The sequence below is a fragment of the Mucilaginibacter sp. genome, from assembly GCF_028288225.1.
GTDB lineage: Bacteria > Bacteroidota > Bacteroidia > Sphingobacteriales > Sphingobacteriaceae > Mucilaginibacter.
This window is the reverse complement of record NZ_JAQBOC010000088.1, coordinates 63,825-86,801: the sequence shown is the minus strand read 5'-3', so window position 1 is coordinate 86,801 and position 22,977 is coordinate 63,825. Positions and strand designations below refer to the sequence as shown.

Annotated in this window: 12 protein-coding genes; 11 read left to right on the top strand and 1 reads right to left on the bottom strand. The window is 41.4% G+C overall.

The features are described from left to right. Window positions 1-199 precede the first annotated feature (199 nt). The 4 genes from JWQ54_RS26285 (at window position 200) to JWQ54_RS26270 (ending at window position 9,054) form a co-directional block, all read left to right on the top strand. Window positions 200-3,394, top strand: a complete 3,195-nt coding sequence (locus JWQ54_RS26285) for a glycoside hydrolase family 2 TIM barrel-domain containing protein (protein WP_299590859.1) — start codon at window positions 200-202, stop codon at window positions 3,392-3,394. Between the two features lie 25 nt (window positions 3,395-3,419). Continuing rightward, window positions 3,420-4,304 (top strand): alpha/beta hydrolase, encoded by an 885-nt coding sequence (locus JWQ54_RS26280; RefSeq protein ID WP_299590858.1) that lies wholly within the window; start codon window positions 3,420-3,422, stop codon window positions 4,302-4,304. A 22-nt stretch (window positions 4,305-4,326) separates the two neighbouring features. Then, complete coding sequence (locus JWQ54_RS26275) at window positions 4,327-6,123, top strand: glycoside hydrolase family 2 protein (RefSeq protein ID WP_299590857.1); 1,797 nt, start codon at window positions 4,327-4,329, stop codon at window positions 6,121-6,123. Between the two features lie 99 nt (window positions 6,124-6,222). Then, entirely contained in the window at window positions 6,223-9,054 is a 2,832-nt protein-coding gene (locus JWQ54_RS26270) for a sugar-binding domain-containing protein (protein ID WP_299590856.1), read from the top strand. Window positions 9,055-9,065: 11 nt separating this feature from the next. Here JWQ54_RS26270 and JWQ54_RS26265 read toward each other — a convergent pair whose 3' ends face one another. Next, window positions 9,066-9,794, bottom strand: coding sequence for a GntR family transcriptional regulator (locus tag JWQ54_RS26265; protein ID WP_299590855.1), 729 nt, complete (start codon window positions 9,792-9,794; stop codon window positions 9,066-9,068). 268 nt (window positions 9,795-10,062) lie between these two features. On the opposite strand from JWQ54_RS26265, the gene JWQ54_RS26260 reads away from it, so the two are divergent. From JWQ54_RS26260 to JWQ54_RS26230, 7 genes are all read left to right on the top strand, one after another. Beyond that, window positions 10,063-11,880, top strand: a complete 1,818-nt coding sequence (locus JWQ54_RS26260) for a class I mannose-6-phosphate isomerase (RefSeq protein ID WP_299590854.1) — start codon at window positions 10,063-10,065, stop codon at window positions 11,878-11,880. Between the two features lie 4 nt (window positions 11,881-11,884). After that, window positions 11,885-13,300, top strand: a complete 1,416-nt coding sequence (locus JWQ54_RS26255; RefSeq protein ID WP_299590853.1) for a sugar porter family MFS transporter — start codon at window positions 11,885-11,887, stop codon at window positions 13,298-13,300. Between the two features lie 42 nt (window positions 13,301-13,342). Next, window positions 13,343-16,480 carry a TonB-dependent receptor gene (locus JWQ54_RS26250; RefSeq protein WP_299590852.1) on the top strand — a complete coding sequence of 1,046 codons (3,138 nt, stop codon included), beginning with the start codon at window positions 13,343-13,345 and terminating at the stop codon, window positions 16,478-16,480. A 24-nt stretch (window positions 16,481-16,504) separates the two neighbouring features. Beyond that, window positions 16,505-18,139 carry a RagB/SusD family nutrient uptake outer membrane protein gene (locus JWQ54_RS26245; protein WP_299590851.1) on the top strand — a complete coding sequence of 545 codons (1,635 nt, stop codon included), beginning with the start codon at window positions 16,505-16,507 and terminating at the stop codon, window positions 18,137-18,139. Between the two features lie 25 nt (window positions 18,140-18,164). Further along, on the top strand, window positions 18,165-19,292 hold the full coding sequence (locus JWQ54_RS26240; protein WP_299590850.1) for a SusE domain-containing protein: 1,128 nt from the start codon (window positions 18,165-18,167) through the stop codon (window positions 19,290-19,292). A gap of 90 nt (window positions 19,293-19,382) precedes the next feature. Beyond that, window positions 19,383-20,582: a glycoside hydrolase family 76 protein gene (locus JWQ54_RS26235; RefSeq protein ID WP_299590849.1), complete on the top strand. Its 1,200-nt coding sequence runs from the start codon at window positions 19,383-19,385 to the stop codon at window positions 20,580-20,582. Between the two features lie 12 nt (window positions 20,583-20,594). Next, a complete protein-coding gene (locus JWQ54_RS26230; protein WP_299590848.1) occupies window positions 20,595-22,949 on the top strand; it encodes a GH92 family glycosyl hydrolase in 2,355 nt (784 codons plus the stop codon). Window positions 22,950-22,977: the final 28 nt, after the last annotated feature.

Genomic DNA, 22,977 nt, shown 5'->3' with positions numbered 1-22,977 from the left:
AACAAGTAAGCCAATAGAAAAATATAAAGTCCGGCTGGGTGAGATCAAATAGGAGCATTATAGGAGCATTATTGTACATAATGCAATGCCTAATTGATTTAGGCAACCTCGATTGTGACATTAAAGAACCACTGCTTTTTGTTTTGCAAAACAAGCGGAAATAATTCAACTAAACTATCAAACCTATTAAGAATAACCAATGAGCAAAGTGATGTTTAAAAAACAAATTGCAAAAACTGTACTGATCTTAATTTTAGCCTTTGGCTATCAAATAAGCAACGGGCAAATGCGGTCAGCAAGCTGGCTGACAAAAACGGATACTGCATTTGTCCCCAAAGAAATTGAAGACCCCGAGTGCATCGGTATAAATAAACAACCTGCACATGCCACTTTAATGCCATATGCTAATTTAACTGAAGCGTTAAAGGCAAATCGTCATGCATCATCGTACGCCAAAACACTTAATGGATTATGGAAATTTAATTGGGTTGGATGGCCGCAGCAACGCCCTGTTGATTTTTATAGAACAAGTTACAAGGTTGACAAATGGGCAACTATAAAAGTGCCTTCCAACTGGCAAATTGAAGGTTATGGTACGCCTTATTATAGCAATTACGACTATATTTTTCAAAAAGATTTCCCCCGCGTAATGACAACGCCGCCTGTAAGTTTTACGGCTTATAAAGAAAGAAACCCGGTAGGCAGCTACAGGCGTAATTTTGAAGTGCCTTTAAGCTGGAAAGGCCGCCGCATTTTTGTAACCTTTGATGGTGTTGATGCCGGATTTTTTCTATGGGTAAATGGCAAAAAAGTTGGTTACAGTGTTAACAGTCGCAATGCTGCCGATTTTGATATAAGCAATTTTGTAAAGCCAGGCAACAATATTATTGCCGTCGAAGTTTACCGTTTTACAACCGGCACCTACCTGGAAGATCAGGACATGTGGCGATTGAGCGGAATCTTCAGAAATGTTACCCTTTGGAGCTCGCCCCAGCAACACATTCGCGATTTTTTTGTAAAAACCAAATTCGACAGCGCATTCAATAATGCTACATTAGAGGTTGTTGGCAAAGTTAAGAACTTCGGGAACGTAATAACCAAACCACGCCGTTTAGCAGTTGACCTTTATGACAACAACAAACTGGTTGATAACGCAAAAGGCTTAGTCGAAATTCCTGCATTAAAGCCGGGTGCCGAGATTACTTTAACCGTTCAGATCCCGGTAACGCATCCCCGCAAATGGACAGCTGAAACACCTGCACTTTATACTACTGTTATCTCCATAAAAGATAAAGATCAAACCATTGAAACTGTTTCAACCCGAACAGGGTTCCGAAAAATTGAAATTAAAGGGCGACTGTTCCTTGTAAACGGAGTTCCTGTAAAACTTAAAGGAGTAAACCGCCATGAGAACTGGCCGGATGTTGGCCATGCCATTACCGAAGCACAGATGATAAAGGATATCGTGTTGATCAAGCAGGCTAATTGTAACCATGTAAGGACATGTCACTACTCAGATGACCCGAGATGGTATGAGCTGTGCGACGAATACGGGATCTACCTGGTTGCCGAGGCAAACCTTGAATGCCATGGTGCATGGGATGAGTTTAATGAAGATCCAAGAATAACGGCTGCAATTATTGATCGTAATGTGGCGAACGTTGAGAATTTTAAAAATCACCCTTCGGTAATCATCTGGTCGTTAGGAAATGAATGCGGCAGCGGCGGATCAAATTTTAGGGCGGCATTAAATATTATTAAAAATATTGATCCGGACCGCCCTACGCATTACCAGGGTTTTGGCATAGGAGATAAAAACCCTGCCGATATGGATAGCGAAATGTACACATCGCTGGGATGGGTTGAAAAATATGCTACCGATGATAAGCTGACCAAGCCGTTTTACCTCTGCGAGTATGCCCATGCTATGTTCAATTCAATGGGTAGCGTAGCCGATTATAACGACCTGTTTGATAAATATCCAAATTTATTAGGTGGTTGTATTTGGGAGTGGCAGGACCAGGGCATCTATAATAAATTCGACCTTAAACACCCTATCATAGCATTTGGGGGCGGGTTTGGCGAAACACCAAATGATCATTATTTTATTCACAAAGGCGTTGTGTTTTCAGATCGTACCCCTAAACCGCATTTTCCGGAATTAAAGCATGCCTATCAGTGGATCAGTATTAAGCCTGCTGATTTATCAAAAGGAATAGTAAATATTCATAACCGTTACCAGTTTATCAGCTTAGATGGTTTCCTGGCAAGCTGGAGCTTAACAGAAAATGGTTTGGAAATAAGTAAAGGAACTTTACCTGTTGGACACATTACTCCGGGCCAGTCTGAAGATGTTAAGGTACCTTACCAGTTTACACCTAAGCCGGGTGCAGAATACTTTTTAAAAATCTCATTTTCTACAACAAAAGATGAACTTTGGGCAAAAAAAGGATTTGAAATTGCTTCGCAGCAGCTTGTATTACCTGTAGAAGGTGCGGGTGCAGCGGAAAGCCCTAAAAATGCTGGTGCACCAATAAAAGCATCAAATGATGATAATAATATTTATGTGGCCGGGAAGGATTTTAGCCTTGTTTTTAGTAAAACAAAAGGAACATTCACCGAAATAAAAAGCCATAACAACAATATGCTTATCAGCCAGGGAGGCCCTTTGCTGCACCTATGGCGTGCACCACACCGTAACGATGATATATGGGCAAATGAATCATGGGAAAAATATGGGCTTAAAAAATTAGTATGGTCTGTAACCAAAGCTTCTTTTAAGCAAAGTGACGATAATAACGTTGAGGTCCTTGCCGAATTGGAGGGTAAAGGCAGAAACGGTTTTGTAGTGACCCATAAAGTTAATTACGAAATAGGCGGTGATGGAACTATAAAAGTTAGCAACGACGTTTCTTTCAATAACACGACAATTCCGCTTGCAAGAGTAGGGGTACGGTTTATGCTGAACAAAGACTATGACCAGTTTAATTACTTTGGCAGAGGGCCAATGGAAAATTATTCGGACCGCAAGCTTGGCTTTGATGTCGGCCAGTATCAAAGTACAGTTGCACAGCAGCTAACACCTTATGAAAAACCAATGGAAGCCGGTAACCATGAAGATGTGCGCTGGGCGAGGGTAAGTTCAAACACAGGTTCATCGTTAACGGTAAAAAAAGATACAGCGCTTTTGCAGGTATCGGCATTGCCATATAGCGACGAAGAAATGGAAAATGTAGAGTATAGGATTGATTTGCCAAAGAGCAGTGCAACAGTTTTATGCATTGATGCACGTACACTTGGTGTGGGTTCAAATTCATGCGGACCAAAACCTATAGCGTCATGCACACCTTTTTCTGAATCTCAAAAGTTTAGTTACATTATAAATATTAAATAAGTACTTTGGATAAATGTAATTTAAAATGAAAAAGTATATCATGATTTTTGCCTGTCTTATCACTATAACCGCAAAGGCCCAGACCCCTGTTGAAATTAATTTATGGCCCCAAAACAGGTTGGTTGACACGGTAAGCGGGCATAAATTAGTTGAACATGATATAACTATGCCCAATGACGATAAAGTAGAAGGTATGAGCGTGATCCGCCTGGCGGATATTACCAATCCGACAATTAAGATTTTCAAACCCAAAAATGCAAACGGTACAGCTGTTATAATTTGCCCGGGCGGAGGATACGGCATCCTGGCTTTGGATTTGGAAGGGACTGAGCTCTGTACCTGGTTTAATTCGATAGGAGTTACCGCCGTATTATTGAAGTACCGGGTACCTGCATTACCTGGGAAACCCAGGTATGAGGCGCCACTGCAGGATGCGCAAAGAGCCCTGGGATTAGTGCGGTTTAATGCTGCCAAATGGGGCATAAAGCCGGATCATATCGGTATTATGGGCTTTTCGGCAGGCGGGCACCTTTCTGCGTTGGTAAGCAATACTTACGATAAAAGAACCTATCAGCAGGTTGATGCTGCAGACGAGCTTAGCTGCCGTCCCGACTTTGCCATATTAGCCTACCCTGCGTATTTAGTTGATGAAAAGGAAGAAGGCAAACTTGCGCCGGAGATAAAGGTGACTGAAAAAACACCGCCAACATTTATCATGCAAACAGAAGACGATCCTATCAAAGTCGAAAATGCCTTGTATTATTACCTCGCGCTCAAAAAAGCTAAAGTTTCGGCTGAGATGCATCTTTATCCAAAAGGTGGTCATGGTTATGGGATAAGAAATAAAACAGGCGGCACTTCGGTATATCCTCAGTTGATAGAAAAATGGCTTGCTGATAATAAGTTTTGATCAAAGTATTTAAAATTTAACTATGAAATCAAAAGGACTGTTAAGCTTTCTCTTGTTTTTTATCCTGTTTCAATTGGGTTATGCACAAACAAGCATGATCAATGTGTATGGGCGAAACAGTGAACAGTTAAATGGCAGGTGGGAAACCATAATTGATCCGTTTGATGCAGGTATAGGCTGGCGGGCTGTTTATAAAGATGCCAAGCCAACCGGCAAAAATGATTTTGTTGAATATTCATTTATTGAAGAGAATACATTGAATGTACCCGGAGATTATAACTCACAATTACCGGAACTAACTTATTATGAAAGTTCGGTATGGTATAAAAAAAAGTTCAGCCACGTTCCGGATAAAAATGAACGTTTGTTTATTCACTTCGGTGCTGTGAATTATATTACTGATGTATATTTCAATGGTAAAAAATTAGGCAGGCATGAGGGTGGTTTTACTCCCTTTCAATTTGAAATAACCGATCTGATTAAAGAGAATGGCAATGCACTTATTGTAAGGGTAAATAACAGCCGGGTTAAAAACGGCATTCCCGGCTTTGGTTTTGATTGGTTTAATTATGGGGGAATTACAAGGGATGTTCATTTGATAAAAACAAAAAAAGTATTTATTGAAGATTACAAAATTCAGCTCGACCCGGATGATAAGAGTCACATTATCGGCTACGCAAAATTGAACAGTGAATTAGCCGGTCAGAAAATTTCAATAAAGATCCCTGAATTAAAGATCGACGAGAAAATAACTACTAACGACAAAGGATCTGCAGCTATCAGCCTAAAAAGGAAGATCCAATTATGGACACCCGAACAACCCAGGCTTTATAATGCTGGTTTAAGTGTTGAAAATGACAGCATTAACGACAGGATAGGCTTTCGTACAATTAAAGTTGATGGTACGCAAATATTACTGAATGGGAAGCCTGTTTTTTTAAGAGGTGTTAACATTCACGAAGAGATCCCTCAACGAAAAACAAGGGCTTATTCAGATGCTGACGCGCAGGTTTTAATAAATTGGGCAAAGGAATTGGGGTGTAATTTTGTAAGGCTTGTTCATTACCCGCACAATGAATACACGATTAAACAGGCTGAAGAAAAAGGTTTGATGGTATGGGAAGAGATCCCGGTTTACCAGGGAATTGATTTTGCCGATTCAACCGTAAAAAATAAAGCTGAGCTGATGTTAAGGGAGGTGATAAAGCGGGATAAAAACAGGTGTAATGTTATTTTATGGAGCATTGCCAACGAAACAAGTCCGTCAAAAGAAAGAGATAAAACCCTTGTAGCGCTTGCAAAAGAAGCAAAATTATTAGACCCCTCGCGGTTAGTAACAGCCGCTTTTAATAATGTTAGCTACCACGATTACAAAATGGAATTGAAAGATTCTGTAATGAAGTATGTTGACGTAATTGGCATTAACGAATATATGGGCTGGTACACAGATTGGCCAAAAGACCCGGAAAAAGTTGAGTGGATCTCGAATTTCAACAAACCCATGATCATGTCTGAATTTGGCGGTGAATCGGTATACAATAACAAGATTGATACCGCGGTAAAAGCAAGTGCATGGAGTGAAGATTATGTAGTGAACATCTATAACAATCAAATAAAGATGTTCAAAAAGATTCCTTTTTTACAAGGCGTTTGTCCATGGGTGCTTGCTGATTTCAGGTCGCCGGTGAGGATGCAATCAACCTATCAGAAAGGATGGAACCGTAAGGGTTTGCTGTCAGATCAGGGTGATAAAAAGAAATCGTGGTATACAATGAAAGCATATTATGACCAGCTTAAAAAAGTGATTGAAATTCAGTAAGATAGTGCATTATTTCTGGTGAAATCTCATTTTTTTAAAGGCGGTTAATTACCAGATTTGTTAACCAATATATTTCAACCTTAATCCCGGCTGTTCACCATGAAGAAGATCATTTACTTTATCCTTTCAGGTTTGCTTACCTGCTGCAGTATCGCCGGCAGCGGACAGGTTATTCAAAATAAAAAAATTGATCTTTCAGGAAACTGGGCATTCGCCATTGATTCTCTTGACATCGGGGTGAAAGATAAATGGTTTAACAATAAATTACCCGAAACCATCCATCTTCCGGGCTCTATGACTACGAACGGAAAAGGGAACGATGTCACAGCCCATACGCTCTGGACGGGAGGCGTATGGAATGCCCAATGGTACAAAGATTCAAGCTATGTCAAATACCGGCAACCCGGTAATATTAAAGTTTCATTCTGGCTGCAGCCTGTAAAACATTATGTGGGCGCAGCCTGGTATCAAAAAGAAGTAGTTATTCCCCGGGAATGGTCTGGTCAGCATATTGAACTATTCCTTGAACGATGCCATTGGGAAACAACTTTGTGGATTGATGGTAAGGGGACAAGGATGCAAAACGCATTGGGAGCACCTCATATCTATCAACTAGATAGCCTTCTTAAGCCCGGAACACACACAATTACAATAAGGATTGATAACCGGATTAAAGATATTGACCCGGGGGCAGATGCGCACAGCGTAAGTGATAATACTCAAACCAATTGGAATGGTATTATTGGAGAGATGACACTTAGCGCCAGGCCCGCTGTTTATCTTGCATCTGTTCAATTATTTCCGGACGTAGATAAGAAACTGGTTGTAGTGAAAGTAAAGATCAATAGCTTGTATGGCAATACAGGTTTGCTGAAACTGGCATTCAGCGTACAGGAAAACAATGGAACTATGAATTTGCCAACCCTGCAAAAAACAGTTGCCGCCGGTAAAGATTCTACAATAGTATCTTTTACTTATCCGATGGGGATTCACCCGCTGTTATGGGATGAATTCAATCCTAATCTTTATCGCATGGAGGTAACTTTAAAGGGAGAAAGCGGAACTGATAGCCGGGAAGTTACTTTTGGCATGCGTAAATTTATTGCTAAAGGAAGGCAGTTTACAATTAATGATCGCCCGGTTTTTTTACGGGGGACTTTGGAATGTGCTATTTTTCCTAAAACGGGTTTCCCGCCGACAGATAAAGCGGCGTGGGCAAGAATATTCGGCGTGTGCCGGTCATACGGTCTTAATCACATGCGGTTTCATTCCTGGTGCCCGCCTGAAGCCGCATTTGAAGCCGCTGATGAAGCCGGATTCTATTTATCTATTGAGTGTTCTGCCTGGGCAACGGTAGGGGACGGCAAACCCATCGACAAATTTATTTATGCAGAAAGTAACCGGATAGTTAACGCTTTTGGCAACCATCCCTCGTTTTGTATGATGCCTTATGGTAATGAACCCGGCGGCAAACATCACCTTGAATACCTTACAGGATTTGTTAAATACTGGAAGCAAAAAGATTCAAGACGGTTATATACAACAGCTTCAGGCTGGCCTGTTGTCCCCGAAAGTGACTACAACAGCACACCTGATCCGCGGATTCAGGCCTGGGGGGCTGGCATTAAGAGCATTATAAATGCAGAAGCTCCAAGTACCAATTACGACTGGTCATCCATCATCAATAAATGGCCACAGCCAACCGTAAGCCATGAGATTGGTCAATGGTGTGTTTATCCTGATTTCAAAGAAATAAAAAAATATGACGGCGTGCTTAAACCTAAAAATTTCGAAATATTTTATGATCGTTTAAAAGAACACAACCTAACCTCTCTTGCCGATAGCTTTCTAATGGCATCAGGTAAGCTACAAGTGCTTTGTTATAAAACTGATATTGAAGCGGCTCTCCGCACGCCGGGTTTCGGCGGGTTTCAATTATTGGATCTCCATGATTTCCCGGGCCAGGGTACTGCACTGGTAGGCATATTGGATCCTTTTTGGGATGATAAGGGTTATGTTACAGCAAAGGAATACAGCAGGTTTTGTAATGCGACAGTACCACTTGCCCGGATGGCAAAGCTCATCTACCAAAATAATGAAAACCTTGAAGCTTCGGTTGAGATAGCTCATTATGGCAACGCTCCGTTAAAGAGTATCACCCCAACATGGCAATTGCAGAATAATAAAGGCAAAGTTTTATACAAAGGGCAGTTTAAAACCACCGATATACCGATTGGAAACGGCTTTAAACTTGGCCAGATCAGCCAATCGCTGTCTGCTATCAACCAGCCAGAGAAATTGGTATTACAAGTAGAAGCCAGCGGGCATATTAACTCATGGGATATTTTTGTTTATCCTTCACACAACCCTGAACCCGATAAGCAGATCTATGTTACCCAACAACTGGACAAAAAAGCTTTGACCACGCTGAATAACGGCGGTAAGGTTTTACTTACCCTAAAAAAAGGCGCAATTAAGGAAACTATGGGCGGTAGTGTTGCAGTAGGGTTTTCAAGTATTTTCTGGAATACCTCATGGACTAATAATCAACCCCCGCATACGCTAGGGATCTTATGCAATCCCAAACATCCGGCATTGGCGGAATTTCCAACTGATTATTATAGTAACTGGGAATGGCAGGATGGGATGAGCCATAGTAATGCTATCCGGCTGGATAGCCTTTCAAGCGATATCAAACCTATTGTAAGGATCATTGACGACTGGTTTACAGCAAGGCCGTTGGGGCTGATCTTTGAATGCAAGGTGGGAAACGGAAGCTTAATGGTTTCGGGAATTGATCTGCTCACTGATCAGGAAAAACGTCCCGAAGCGAAACAGTTACTATACAGTCTGGAAACATATATGGGCACGCCTGGATACAAGCCAACTGTATCAGTTAAAACAGAAAAGCTTAAAGCATTATTTAATTAGTTATGCCAGCTTTATCTTGAACTTTCTACAGAATATACAAAACTATCAGCCTTATAATAGCCTAAATTGTATTCAATTGGTCTTTCGCCCTGGTCAAATACAAAGCGTTTGCGGAAAAGCACCGGGCTGCCAACAGCCACTTTAAGTTTACCCGCGATAAACGCATCGGCTGCTTTCGCGCTTATTTCTTCCTTGGACAGGGTGGCCACTATCGAATGTTCATTTTCCAGCATTTCATATAAAGGCGTTTTAAAATCTTCTTCGCCTGTTAAACCAACACGTGGATGAAAGTACGAAGCGAAGTATACGAATGGTTCTTCAGGTTTGCCCCTTACTCTTTCCATTTTAAGGATCTTGCGATCTGTTTTTATTTCAAAAAAGTTAGCTAAAGCCTCATCTGGATAAACCCAGGTAACATGCAGCTCAAAGTTTTTGATAGGAATACCTCTCAGCTTCATTTCCTGCGAAAAACTTAGCCAGTTATTTGATTTTGAACTCACTGCCGCTTGGGCAACTTTGGTACCGGTCCTTTTTTTACGTACCAATAATCCTTCAAAAACCAATTTATTTATAGCCTGCCTTAATGTAGTGCGGGATATTGCAAGTTTTTTAGCAAGATCAACTTCGTTAGGTAATACCTTGCCGTTTTGATACTCTTCATCCTCAATTATTTTTCTTAAAATCGTTTCGGCCTGGGCATGCAGCGGGATAGGGCTTTTGTGATCAATAGAATATTTCATGGATTTTAATAATTTACAATAGTAAACATTTTTGCAATTTAGTTTTATTGTTGGTACATATTTTAGTCAAAATATAGGGTTAATTATTTGTATTTCTGGCAACAATAAAAATTTTCAATAAATAATTTGGAATTTCAAATTTATTTATATGTTTGTACATTATAACATAATAAACCATTTATTTAATTTTCTTGCGGAATAACTAAATGCCAAATAGCGGCATTTTTATGTATTTATTAATATGTATATACATTACTACAAATAAAATATGAGTTTAAATACTACTACTGATCCAATTATTAATAAAGACCATGCAGAAAAACAGTTGCGTAAATCCTCGCAATTTTTAATGCCCGTACAATTAAACAATTACAAAGTAACTGACGGGGCTTATAATATCTACCCGGTTTGTAACCTGGGCAGCAATAAAATATTTAATAGCTACAAATCACTTGCACAATGGATTATAAAACATAAAACGGTTATTATTGATGGCTACGAAGGGGTGTTTTATGAAACCATCCAGTCAGAATTAAATAAACAAATAACCAATGAGGGCTTAACAGTAAACTGGATAAATACGGCTACACAATTAAAATCATCCGAAGAAATTGATGCGTTGACACAGCCTTTTTTAGGTACGGCTGATTCTGTTTGGGGAACCAAATGTTCGCTGCAGCTTAAAGACTTTTATAACTTGCAAACACTTACTGCCAGCAAGCCTGATAATACATATGATATAAATATTGTGATAGGCACTGCCGCCGCATTAACGGGATGGGACGCGCCGGTTATTTATATAGATCTGCCAAAAAATGAATTGCAATTCAGGATGAGGGCAGGCGCTGTTACCAACCTGGGCAGCAATAAGCTTTCTGAACCATTCATTATGTATAAGCGCTTTTATTTTGTGGATTGGGTTTTACTAAATCAGCATAAAAAAGCAATACTTGATAAAATAACGGTATTAGCTGATGGTCAATGGCCAACGGATATTAACTGGATGTTGGCGACCGATTTCACGGATGGGTTGAACAAGATCAGTCATTCAACAATCCGTGTGCGGCCATGGTTTGAGCCTGGTACCTGGGGCGGTCAGTGGATAAAACAACATATCCCAAATGTAAATAAGGATGTCGTTAATTATGCATGGTCGTTTGAATTGATCGTACCTGAGAATGGGCTTGTTTTTGAAAGTGACGGCTACTTGCTGGAAGCATCGTTTGATTTTTTGATGTTCCACAACCAAGAACAGGTGCTGGGCAGGCATGCTGAAAAATTTGGTGATGAGTTCCCGATAAGGTTTGATTTTTTAGATACTTACGATGGTGGAAATCTATCTATCCAATGCCATCCAAGGCTAAAATACATCCGGGAAACATTTGGCGAAACTATTACACAGGATGAAACTTATTATATGTTGGATTGCGAAGAAGATGCCCATGTGTATTTAGGCTTCCAGGAAAATATTGAGCCCGAAACCTTTAGAAAAGAATTAGAGAAAAGCCAGGATGAAGGGACTGAAGTAAACATTACCGATTATGTACAATCGCATCCCGCAAAAAAACACGATCTGTTTTTAATCCCCAACGGTACTGTTCATAGCGCCGGTGCCGGGAACCTGGTACTGGAGATAAGCGCTACGCCATACATTTTTACTTTTAAAATGTACGATTGGCTTAGACTTGACCTTGATGGCAACCCGCGCCCTATCAATATTGACCACGCCTTTAACAATTTGAATTTTGAGCGTAAAGGAAACCGCGTACAGGAAGAGTTGATCTCAACCCCGAAAGTTTTAGAAACCGGAAAAGATTGGAAGCTCATCCATTTGCCAACCCATGCCGATCATTTTTATGATGTGCACCGCATTGATTTTGATAGTGAGATAAAAATAGAAACCGATAACTGCTGCCATGTGATGATGCTGGTTGAAGGCGAATCAATACGGATAGAAACAGCGGACGGATCAAGCCGAATATTCGTTTATGCCGAAACTTTTGTAATCCCGGCAGCGGCAAACAGCTACAAGCTGACCAACCTTGGCAAAAACAAAGCAAAAGTTATAAACGCATTTTTAAAATAACCCGATGGATACAGCAACAATAAATACTTTAACAAAAAAGAGCAATACGTACCTGTACATGGTTTGCCTGGTAGCGGCCCTTGGCGGGTTTTTATTCGGGTTTGACACAGCCGTAATTTCGGGAACGGTTAGCCTTGTAAAGCACGATTTTAACCTTGATGCGAATTATGAAGGCTGGTTTGTAAGCTGTGCGTTACTTGGCTGTATTATAGGCGTAAGCAGTTCGGGTAAACTAAGCGACAAATATGGCCGCAAAATAGTGCTGATCCTCTCAGCAGTATTGTTTCTTGCCTCGGCATTGGGCTGTATGCTTTCCGGCTCATTCATTGCATTGGTAATTTTCAGGTTGATAGGTGGTTTGGGGATTGGAGTGGCTTCAATGGTATCACCCTTGTATATTTCTGAATTTTCACCGTCACGGTTCCGCGGGATGATGGTTTCATTATACCAGCTCGCTTTAACCATTGGGATAGTGCTGGCCTATTTCTCAAACGCTTACCTGGTTAATCATGCAGGTAGTTCATTTGGTAGTGAAGGTATGAATAAGATCTTTTCTACCGAAGTATGGCGGGCCATGCTTGGCCTTGGCGCTCTGCCGGCTGCTATATTTCTCATCTCATTATTCATGGTGCCTGAGTCGCCAAGGTGGTTGCTGTTGCAGGGCGAAGAGCAAAAAGCAAAAGAGATCCTGATAAAAATTGACGGTGCTAATGCCGCAAAAAATGAGATAGCGGCTTTTAAAGCATCGGGGGATGAGGTATCACAAGGATCATTAAAGGAATTATTTAAGCCTGTTTACCGTAAGGCAATGTGGATAGGTCTCCTGTTGCCCTTTCTTTCGCAGGTATGCGGTATTAACGCAGTAATTTATTATGGGCCAAGGATTTTGGAACAAGCCGGCTTTACACTAAATAATGCTTTAGGCGGACAGGTTACCATAGGGCTGGTTAATGTGGTATTTACTTTTGTAGCCATTTTTACAATTGACAGGTGGGGGAGAAGACCGCTGTTATTTGCAGGAATTGCCGGCGCGGTAATTTCATTAATTGTTATCGGGTTATTATTCGCAATCGGCCTAACATCCGGGCCCTGGATCCTGATATTCATTTTAGCGTTTATAGCCTGTTTCGCTTTTTCGTTCGGCCCGGTTTGCTGGGTGGTAATAGGAGAGATCTTCCCAAATGCCATAAGGGGCAAGGCAATGGCCCTGGCTACGCTCTCGTTATGGGTAGGCAATTTTTTAGTGGGGCAACTAACCCCGCTAATGCTGGAAGGACTTGGCTCGTCATGGACTTTCTGGCTCTTCGCCTTGTGCTGTTCGCCAGCCTTATGGATCACGTGGAAACTTATTCCGGAAACCAAGGGCAGGTCGTTGGAAAACATCGAATCATACTGGAAAGAAACATATAACCAACAATAAATCAATTGTATAACCAAAATAACTACTAATCAACTGATAATTATGAGAATTAAATTATTACACAAATTAAGAAAGATTAAATGGCTGCCTGTGTTGTCGGCAGTTGTTTTAACCCTTACCGTTTCGGTAAGTTATGGCGCCGCCAGGACGGATTTAATATTTCCGAAGATAAATGCACAGATCAGCATTAAAGGAAATGTAACGGACGAAACGGGACAGCCAATGCCCGGCGTAGGTGTAAGCATTACAGGCACTTCAACTGGTACAGTTACGGATGTGAAAGGAAATTACACTTTAAGCATCCCCGATAACTATACTTCAAAAACGCTAAGTTTTTCATTTTTGGGTTATGCCAAACAGGAAGTTGCAATTGGTGATAAAACAACCATTAACATCAGCATGAAACCCGATGCCAGTCAGCTTAATGAAGTTGTGGTTGTTGGCTACGGCACGCAGAAAAAGGTAAGTGTAACCGGTGCTGTGGGAACTATCGGGTCAAAGGATATTGAGAACAAGCCGGTATTAAATGCTTACCAGGCATTGCAGGGCGAATCGCCAAACCTTATTATCCAGCAAACCCAGCTTGATCCCGGCAGTGGTGTTACTGTAAACATAAGGGGAGTTGGTACGCTGGGCGATAATACCCCTTTGGTGGTTATTGACGGTATTATCGGCGGCGACCTGAATACAATTAACCCCAATGATATTGACAACGTATCCATATTAAAAGATGCCGGTTCGGCTGCTATTTATGGATCACGCGCAGCCAATGGCGTTATTTTAGTGACCACAAAAGGCGGCAAAATAAATCAGAAACCAAGCGTGACCTATAACGGCAGCTATGGAATACAGGATGCGCAGGTGCTGGTACACAAAGTAAGCGCATCTGACAATGCATATTACAAAAACGAATCATTAGTTAATTCAGGTTTGCCGCCTGCTTATACACCTGACCAGATCCAGGCCTTGAAAGATGCAGGTAATGGCACATGGGATATAGAACATTTGTTGAAAAAGGCACCCCAGCAGTCGCAAAATGTAGCCATTACGGGCGGAGGTGAAAACAGCTCCTATTATATATCAGCCGGATACCAAAACCAGGGCAGCAATTTAATAGGCAATGGCGGCGATGGTGCCGACTTCGGGTATCAAAAATATAACCTGCGCTTAAATCAAACATCAGTAGTTGGGATCTTTAAAGCCAATGTTATCCTTAATTATACCAAAACCCGTAACAAGACAAACAGCGTAGGCGACAATAATATATTTGCCGATGCTAACCGTGTACCGGCTAACTATAGCTGGACAGATGCTAACGGCAATTACTTAACCAACCCGGTAGCATCACAGTACAATGAATATGGTGTGCTGCAAAAAGGCGGCTACAACCAGGCAGATAATGATCAGATCTTTGGCGCCTTTAACGGCCAATTACGTATTACTAAAGACTTGAAGATAACCGGCATATTTGGCGGTACTATTCAAAATAACGGTACGTTTTATAAACGTACACAGGTTAATTATTTACCATCAGGCGTTTATGGCGATGACCGTGCCGTGCTTGATGGCAATGCAAAATCATTATTGCTGAATACACAATTGTATGCGGAATATGGTAAAACAATATCCGACCACACTTTCAAAGTGCAGGTTGGCGTATCAAGCGAAAGCTACTCGCAAAACGGGTTCCAGTTACAAAAAACATTAACCGATCCATTATTAGGTACGCCAACAACAGGAACCATAATAGATCCTATCAACTCAACCAATAGCATCGCAGTGAATGCTAACAGCTTGCTTTCTGTTTTCGGGAGGTTAAATTACAATTATAAAAACAGGTACTTTTTTGAGGCTACCTTCCGCGATGATGCATCATCAAAATTTGCCAAGGGCAACAGGGCCAGCTTTTTTCCATCAGTAAGCGGCGGCTGGCTAATATCTGACGAAGCGTTTATGCAGCAGTTTAAAAATACGATAAGCAATCTTAAATTACGTGCTACGTATGGCGTATTGGGCAACCAAAATGTGGGTAACTACCAATATCAAACTACTTATTTCAACTACCCAAGCGCTTATGGTTTTAATAATGTTTCAGTAGGTGGTGCCGGTACATTATTGTCAAACCATGATTTGACATGGGAAAAAGCAGCAGCCTTAAACATTGGTTTGGATGTTGGCTTCTTTAATGATAAGCTTTCAGCATCGTTTGATTACTTTAATAAAACAACCAGCAATATTTTACAGCCAAGATATGATGTCCCTTCACTTTTCGGTGCCGCATTACCTGATTATAACGTAGCCAAAGTTAGGGATAAGGGTTGGGAGTTTGCGTTAACCTATAATTTAAGAACCCCAGGAGTTACCCAAAGCTTTAGCGTAAACCTGGCTGATAATAAAAATACATTATTACAACTGACCGGCGGAACAACTGAGCAAATTATAAACCAGGATGTGTTTCAACTGATCAGGAAAGTAGGTCAGCCGGTTACACAATACTATGGTTATGAAACAAATGGCTTTTTCCAGAACCAGGCAGATATAGCAAATTCACCAAAAATTGCCGGAGCTGAAGTTGGGCCGGGCGATTTGAAATTTAAAGATCTGAATGGTGATGGTAAAATAGATGCCAATGACAAAACCGTATTAGGTAATCCTTTCCCGCGGTATACATTCGGCTTTACTTACCGGTTAAATGTAGCCGGGTTTGATTTCTCCATGTTTATCCAGGGCGTTGGTAAAAGAGATGAGTTTTTGAGGGGCGAGCTTGTTGAGCCCTTCCATTACAATTATGGACAAACCTTATACGAGCACCAAACAAATTTTTGGACGCCTGCCAATCCTGATGCAAGGTTTCCAAGGCTTGCAGCCATCGGGTCGCCATCGAATACATATAACTGGCGCACAGGCTCTGACTTGTATAAGTTCAATGCCGCTTATGCAAGGTTAAAGAACGTAAATATTGGTTACACATTTCCGAAAAGCATGAGCAAAAAGATAGGGATGGAAAGATTAAGAGTTTCGGTTATCGGCCAAAACCTGCTGACACTTACAAAGCTGAAATTTATTGATCCTGAAACATCAGAATTTGGTAATAACCTGAATGCAAATGCGGCCTCAAACAGCGCCAGGCAATACCCGCTTCCTGTGTTTTACGGAGCCGGACTTGATATAACATTTTAATAAAAATATTTTAAAAATACACATATGAAATTTTTAAAGAAGATCTGCATTATATCCTTTGCGTTGATAGCAGCGGCTGGATGTAAAAAACTGGACATTGCACCAACAGATAGATTCTCCGACCTTACCTTTTGGAAGGTAGACCAGAATGTTTACAGCGCGTTATATAATAATTACAGCTTAATATATAACAGCGGTTTGTATTTTAACCCGGAAGCAATATCAGACAACGCTTATTCACCATCAGGCGATCTGAACCTTATTGCCAGCGGGAATGCCACCGCAGGAACAGCAAAGTTCCAGGGTGATTGGGCGAATTATTATTCAGCCATAAAATCATGTAATATTTTCCTGGGTAATATTGATCAGAACACTACATTGGGGGCAGCTACCGTAGCCAGACTAAAAGCAGAAACCCGCTTTATCCGTGCTTTTGAACATTTTAATTTAACAAAGTGGTACGGTGACGTACCGATCCTTGCTCATGATGAAACCCCGGAAGAAGCAAAAGTAATAGCCCGTTCACCAAAAGCAACCGTAGTTAAGTTCGTGCTTGATGAGCTGCAGGCAGCCGCGGCCGTACTGCCTTCAAAAGATCAGATGCCGGCAAGTGAAAATGGCAGGATCACTAAAGGAGCAGCATTAGCGTTAGAAGCCAGGGTATTATTATACCAGGGCGATAGGATGGCTGATGTTGTAACCGTTTGCGAAAAGCTGATGAATGACCAGGCTACTAACGGAACTTACTCATTAAACCCAAGCTATAACGATTTATTTAGCGATCCGAAAGTAAACAAAACCAATAATGAGGTAATACTTTCGCTTCAATATGTGCCGACTATCAGAACATGGCAAGACTTCTGGGACTTTGCACCACGTTCTGTAGGCGGGCGCGTTAGTAACATGGCACCAACCCAGGAGCTGGTTAACGATTATATAATGCTGAATGGCAAAGGGATAAACGATACAGGTTCAGGATATGATCAAAACAACCCCTATATAAACAGGGACCCACGATTAACTGCAACTGTTGTTTACGATGGATATAACTGGAATAGTGGCGGCGGAGTTAACGGATCAAACAAAATTATTTATATAAAACCAGGTTCCGACCCTGTTCAGCCGGGTGCGGATGAATATACCCCAAGCTCACAAAGCTCATCGGCAACGGCTTATTACTGGAGAAAATATTTTGATCCAGGTGCGCAAGCCAGCTATGTATCTGGCAATAACCTTCACTTACTAAGATATGCGGAAGTATTATTAACCTATGCCGAAGCAAAAAACAGCCTGGGACAAATGGATGCATCAGTGTGGAGCAAAACCATAGGCGCATTACGTGCAAGGGCTGGTTTTACAGATGCGGGTGCATTAAATTATCCGGGTAATGCTGATATGACCAATATCATAAGGCGCGAAAGAAGGGTTGAACTGGCCATGGAAGGATTAAGGGTAGATGATATAAGAAGATGGAAAACAGCTGAAGTGGTAATGAATGGTTATGCTCATGGCGCCAAATTCTCTTCAGATCAATCAACGGACAATGGCTATATCCGTACACAAAAAAGACAGTTTAACCCTGCAAAAGATTACCTGTGGGCCATCCCGTCAAATGATATTGGTTTGGATAAGAATCTTACTCAAAACCCTGGCTATTAATCAACCTAAACAAAATAGATTAGAGATGAAAACATTAATAAAATTAAGCTTTGCAGTACTGTTAGCCGTTGTCGCTTTTACATCCTGCAAAAAAGATACAAGGTCGCTGAACCTTGGCCTTACACCAGTGAGTATCCTTAATGAACCTTCAGACCAGGCTGATATTAAAATTCAGCCAATAACAGGTTCAAGTTTGGTGTTTAAATGGAATGCTGCACAGGCAGCAGATGGCGACCTGGTATTATATGAAATTGCATTTGATAAAGCCGATGGCAACTTCAGCAAGCCTGTTTATAAAACGGTTTCTGATGGATCCGGTGTTCAGGCACAGGCAACCATTACACAAAAAGACCTGAATAAAATTGCGGCACTGGCAGGCGTTGCATCATCAAGCAGCGGGAAAATAAAATGGGCGGTAATTGCTTCCAAAGCCACCAACGCAATGCTAAGCACAATGACAAGGAGCCTTACTATTGAAAGGCCTGCCGGCTTTGCAATACTCCCAACTGCTATGTATCTTACCGGTACTGCAACAGAAAGTGGCGCCGATGTTACCAAGGCAATTCCGCTGAAGAAAACTGCTGATGGTCTTTTTGAGTTATATACCAGCTTAAAGGCAGGTACTTACCAGTTAACTGATAAACCGGATGCAAGCGGCACCAAATATTATTTAAATGCCAGTAATGTAATTCAGCAGGGCACTTCATCAACAACTGTTAGCGGGGCTACAAAAACTTACCGCTTAAGTTATGATTTTAATGTGGCTACAACTGATGCAACAGAAATTCAGTCAGTAGGCTTATACATGTCTGCATATAATGACGAGATCGGCCAGCTGGCTTACATTGGCAACAGTACCTGGGAAGCAGCTAAAATTCCGGTCACATTTTACCAGTTTTCATGGGGACGTGATGAGCGCTTTAAATATATTATACATACACCGGCCGGGCTGGAATATTATGGAAGCGAAAATGCTAATAATGATGCGCCTGCCGGTAAGCCTGCTGATTATTTTTACCTGCTGCCGGTTACTAACGATCAATGGAATAATACCTATAAGTTTGATCCCGCTGCTGATACACACAATGTAAAGGTTGATGTTTATTTCCAGGCAACCGGGCCATATAGGTACACTGCTACTGCATTTAACTAAAATGCATTGCCGGATAACCTGGAATAATTAAATAAAAGTTCACCTGCAACCGTTTTCCAGGTTGCAGGTGAATTGATTAAAAAAATCACTATGAAAAACTTTTTATACGGATGGATGGCTGTTTTAATATTTTTAGCAGCATCGTGCAGCAAGCAAAAAGTAACGCCGCAAAAAGGTGATACCGGAGGGAATACGCCGCCGGATACTACACCTGTTGTTTCTGCATATCTTACAAAAGCTAACGAAACGCATGAATATATAACCAACAACCTGCTTACATCCTATAAAAGCTACAGGGTAAATACGGGTGCTAATGCCAACAGCGCTTATGAATGGTACAATGTAAGCCAGATCTATGCTGATGCCGCCATGGTTGCAAATGGTGATGCATCATACCAGGATAGTATGGACGGAACATTTGCGTGGATGAATGGCCTTTGGGATAAATCAGACCCTAACGGTGGATACTTTGCATTTGCAAACCTTAACGGCAGCGGCGCATCCGGAACAAAATATATTGATGATAACTCATTAACAGGGGTTGCATACCTTGATGCTTACGAAATAAGCACAAACGCCAACAAAGCAAAATACCTTACTGCTGCAGAAAATTGTGCAAACTGGCTTATAAAAAGTGGCTTATGGGACACTACTTTTGGCGGCGGCTTTTGGTGGAATACGGATAAAACAAATAAACCTACCCAATCAAACGGACTTGCTTTACAACTGTTTTTGCGATTATACAAAATTACCGGCCAATCGGTTTATCATGATTGGGCTGTTTCTGTAAATAGCTGGCTAAACACCAAAATGTATGATAGCAGTAAAGGGCTTTATATTTGGCAAATTGAAAAAAACGGCACGGTAGATACCCAGATCTTTACCTACGATAATGCTATTATGTTAGAAGCTGATCTGCTGTATGCAAAGGCAATGAACGATAACGGCTACCTTGTTAAGGCCCAGGCTATGGGCACAGCAATGAATACTGTTTTGTGGGATGCCACACACAATGTTTATATTTTTAACACCAGTGATGTCAGGATAAACCCAACCTATTGCGGATGGGCCTCGCAGGCAATGATCAGGCTGTATGAGGCGGATAACAATCCAGCATGGCTGAATTATGCCAAAGGAAATATTGATGCGATAAATGTGGTGATGCGTGATGCTTCAAGCCATGGATACTGGCAATATGCCGGGCTTGATGGCAACAGTAAATATGGCATGGAGGGCGTGGACCAGGCCTGGATGCAAAGAGTGCAGGTATTGCTTTCAAAGTATAAGTAATTATAAATTTAAATGAAAATAACAATCAGATCATTGGTTTTTGGGTCAGCTATTTTATTGTCCTCTGGCAGGTTAGCGGCACAAAGCTTACTAAAATATGTCGACCCTAATATTGGTACTGCGCACAGCAGGTGGTTTTTTTATACCCCGGCAGCGGTACCTGGTGGAATGGCCAAACTGGCGCCATCAACAAACGGACATTATGGGAATAACCAGGGCTGGGAGGCCGTGGGCTATGATACCCGCCAAAACTCAATTGAAGGGTTTGTGCATTTTCATGAATGGCAGATTGGCGGCGTCAGTTTTATGCCCACTATGGGGCCGTTAAAAGTTAAGCCCGGCGCGCTTGATACGCCAAACACAGGCTACCGTTCAAATTTCGACCGTAAAAATCAAATAGCTGAACCGGGCTACTACAAAGTATTGCTGGATAATTACAACATTACAGCCGAGCTTACCGCAACTAAAAGGGTAGGTTTCCACAGGTATACCTTCCCGGAAAGTGATCAGTCGCACATCATTCTCGATATTGGCAATGTACAGGGCGAAAGCGGCGCGGTTATGGATGCCGGGATAAAAATGGTTGATAATACCCACTTTGAAGGCTTTGTTATTACCTATCCAAAATATGTAAAAACCTATGATGAGGGCGGCAGGGTATCAATGTTTATTTATGGCGAGGTGAGCAAAAAACCAGCAAACATTGGCTCATTTACAGATACAGGCATCACTCAAACATCATCATCAGCTAACGGAAAAGGAGCGGGCTTGTTCTTTGATTATAAAACAACTAAAGGTGAGGCTATCGAAATTAAAGTTGGCCTTTCCTATACATCAGAAAAGAATGCTAAAGCAAATTTACAGGCCGAGGCTGCTAATCTTTCATTTAACCAGGCTAAAATAAATGCACAAAAAACCTGGGAGCATGAGCTTGGCAAGCTTAGGGTTGAAGGGAAAGATGATACCGCCAAAATAAAATTTTATACCGGCCTGTATCATGCATTATTAGGCAGGGGTATTGCCAGTGATGTTAACGGAGCTTATCCAACGCATGGTGGTAAAATAGGGCAGCTGCATTTGGATATCAATGGTAAGCTAAGCTACAATTTTATGAATACCGATGCAATTTGGGGCGGCTTTTGGGATTTAACCCAGCTATGGGCTTTATCATACCCCAGCTGGTACCAGGATTTTGTGCATACTCAGCTACAGATCTATAAAGATAAGGGCTGGTTTGGCGATGGTATTGCAAACAGCGAATATGTATCGGGAGTGGGCACTAATTTTGTAGGCCTGTCAATAGCTGCGGCCTACCAGGTTGGCATCCGCAACTATGATATTAACCTTGCTTATAACGCTGTTAAAAATAACGAGTTGGGTTATAAGAACCGCAAAGTTGGCTCTGGGAAAATGGATACCAAAGCGTTTCTGAAATATGGTTATTCGCCGTTTATTGAAGAGGATAGAACTGATTCAACCGGTGCCCATTTTTCGGCATCGCACACTTTGGAATATAGCTTCAGCGCCTTCGCCGCCGCACAAATGGCAAAAAATTTGGGCAAGATGGATGATTATAAAAAGCTGATAAAATATTCAAACGGCTGGCGCAATTTATATAACCCCGCAAATAAGCTCCTGCAGCCAAAAAAGGCCGATGGTACTTTTATTGACAAATTTGACCCTTACGCGCCATGGCGTGGCTACCAGGAAGGAAATGCTATGCAGTACACCTACTACGTTCCGCAAAACCCTGCTGCCTTAATTTCAACCATCGGTAGGGATGATTTTAATAATAAGCTCGACAGCATTTTTATAGCGTCGGAAAAAGATGGTTTTGGCGGTGGCAAGGTGATTAATGCTTTTGCAGGTATCAATGCTATTTATAACCACGGTAATGAGCCGAGTCTGCATATTTGCTGGCTTTTCAATTTCTCGGGCAAACCATGGTTAACTCAAAAATGGACAAGGCTCATCTCTGGCGGCTTTTACGGGATCGAACCAATTCATGGTTATGGCTACGGGCAGGATGAAGACCAGGGACAATTAGGCTCATGGTATGTAATGACCGCGCTTGGCTTGTTTGATGTTAAAGGATTTACTGATGCCAAACCAATAATTGAGCTTGGCAGCCCTGTTTTTGATAAGGCAACCATCACATTGGGCAATGATAAAACGCTTGTTATCGAAACAAAAAATAATTCAAAAACAAACCTTTATATACAATCAGTTGAGTTTAATGGCAAACAGCTAAATAACTGCTGGTTGTACCGGGACGAACTGATGAAGGGTGGTAAAATGGTATTTACCATGGGAAGCCAGCCAAATAAGGCCTGGGGGACTAAAACCCCGCCCCCATCTGCACAATAGTTTAACCAGATAAATAAAATTTATAAAA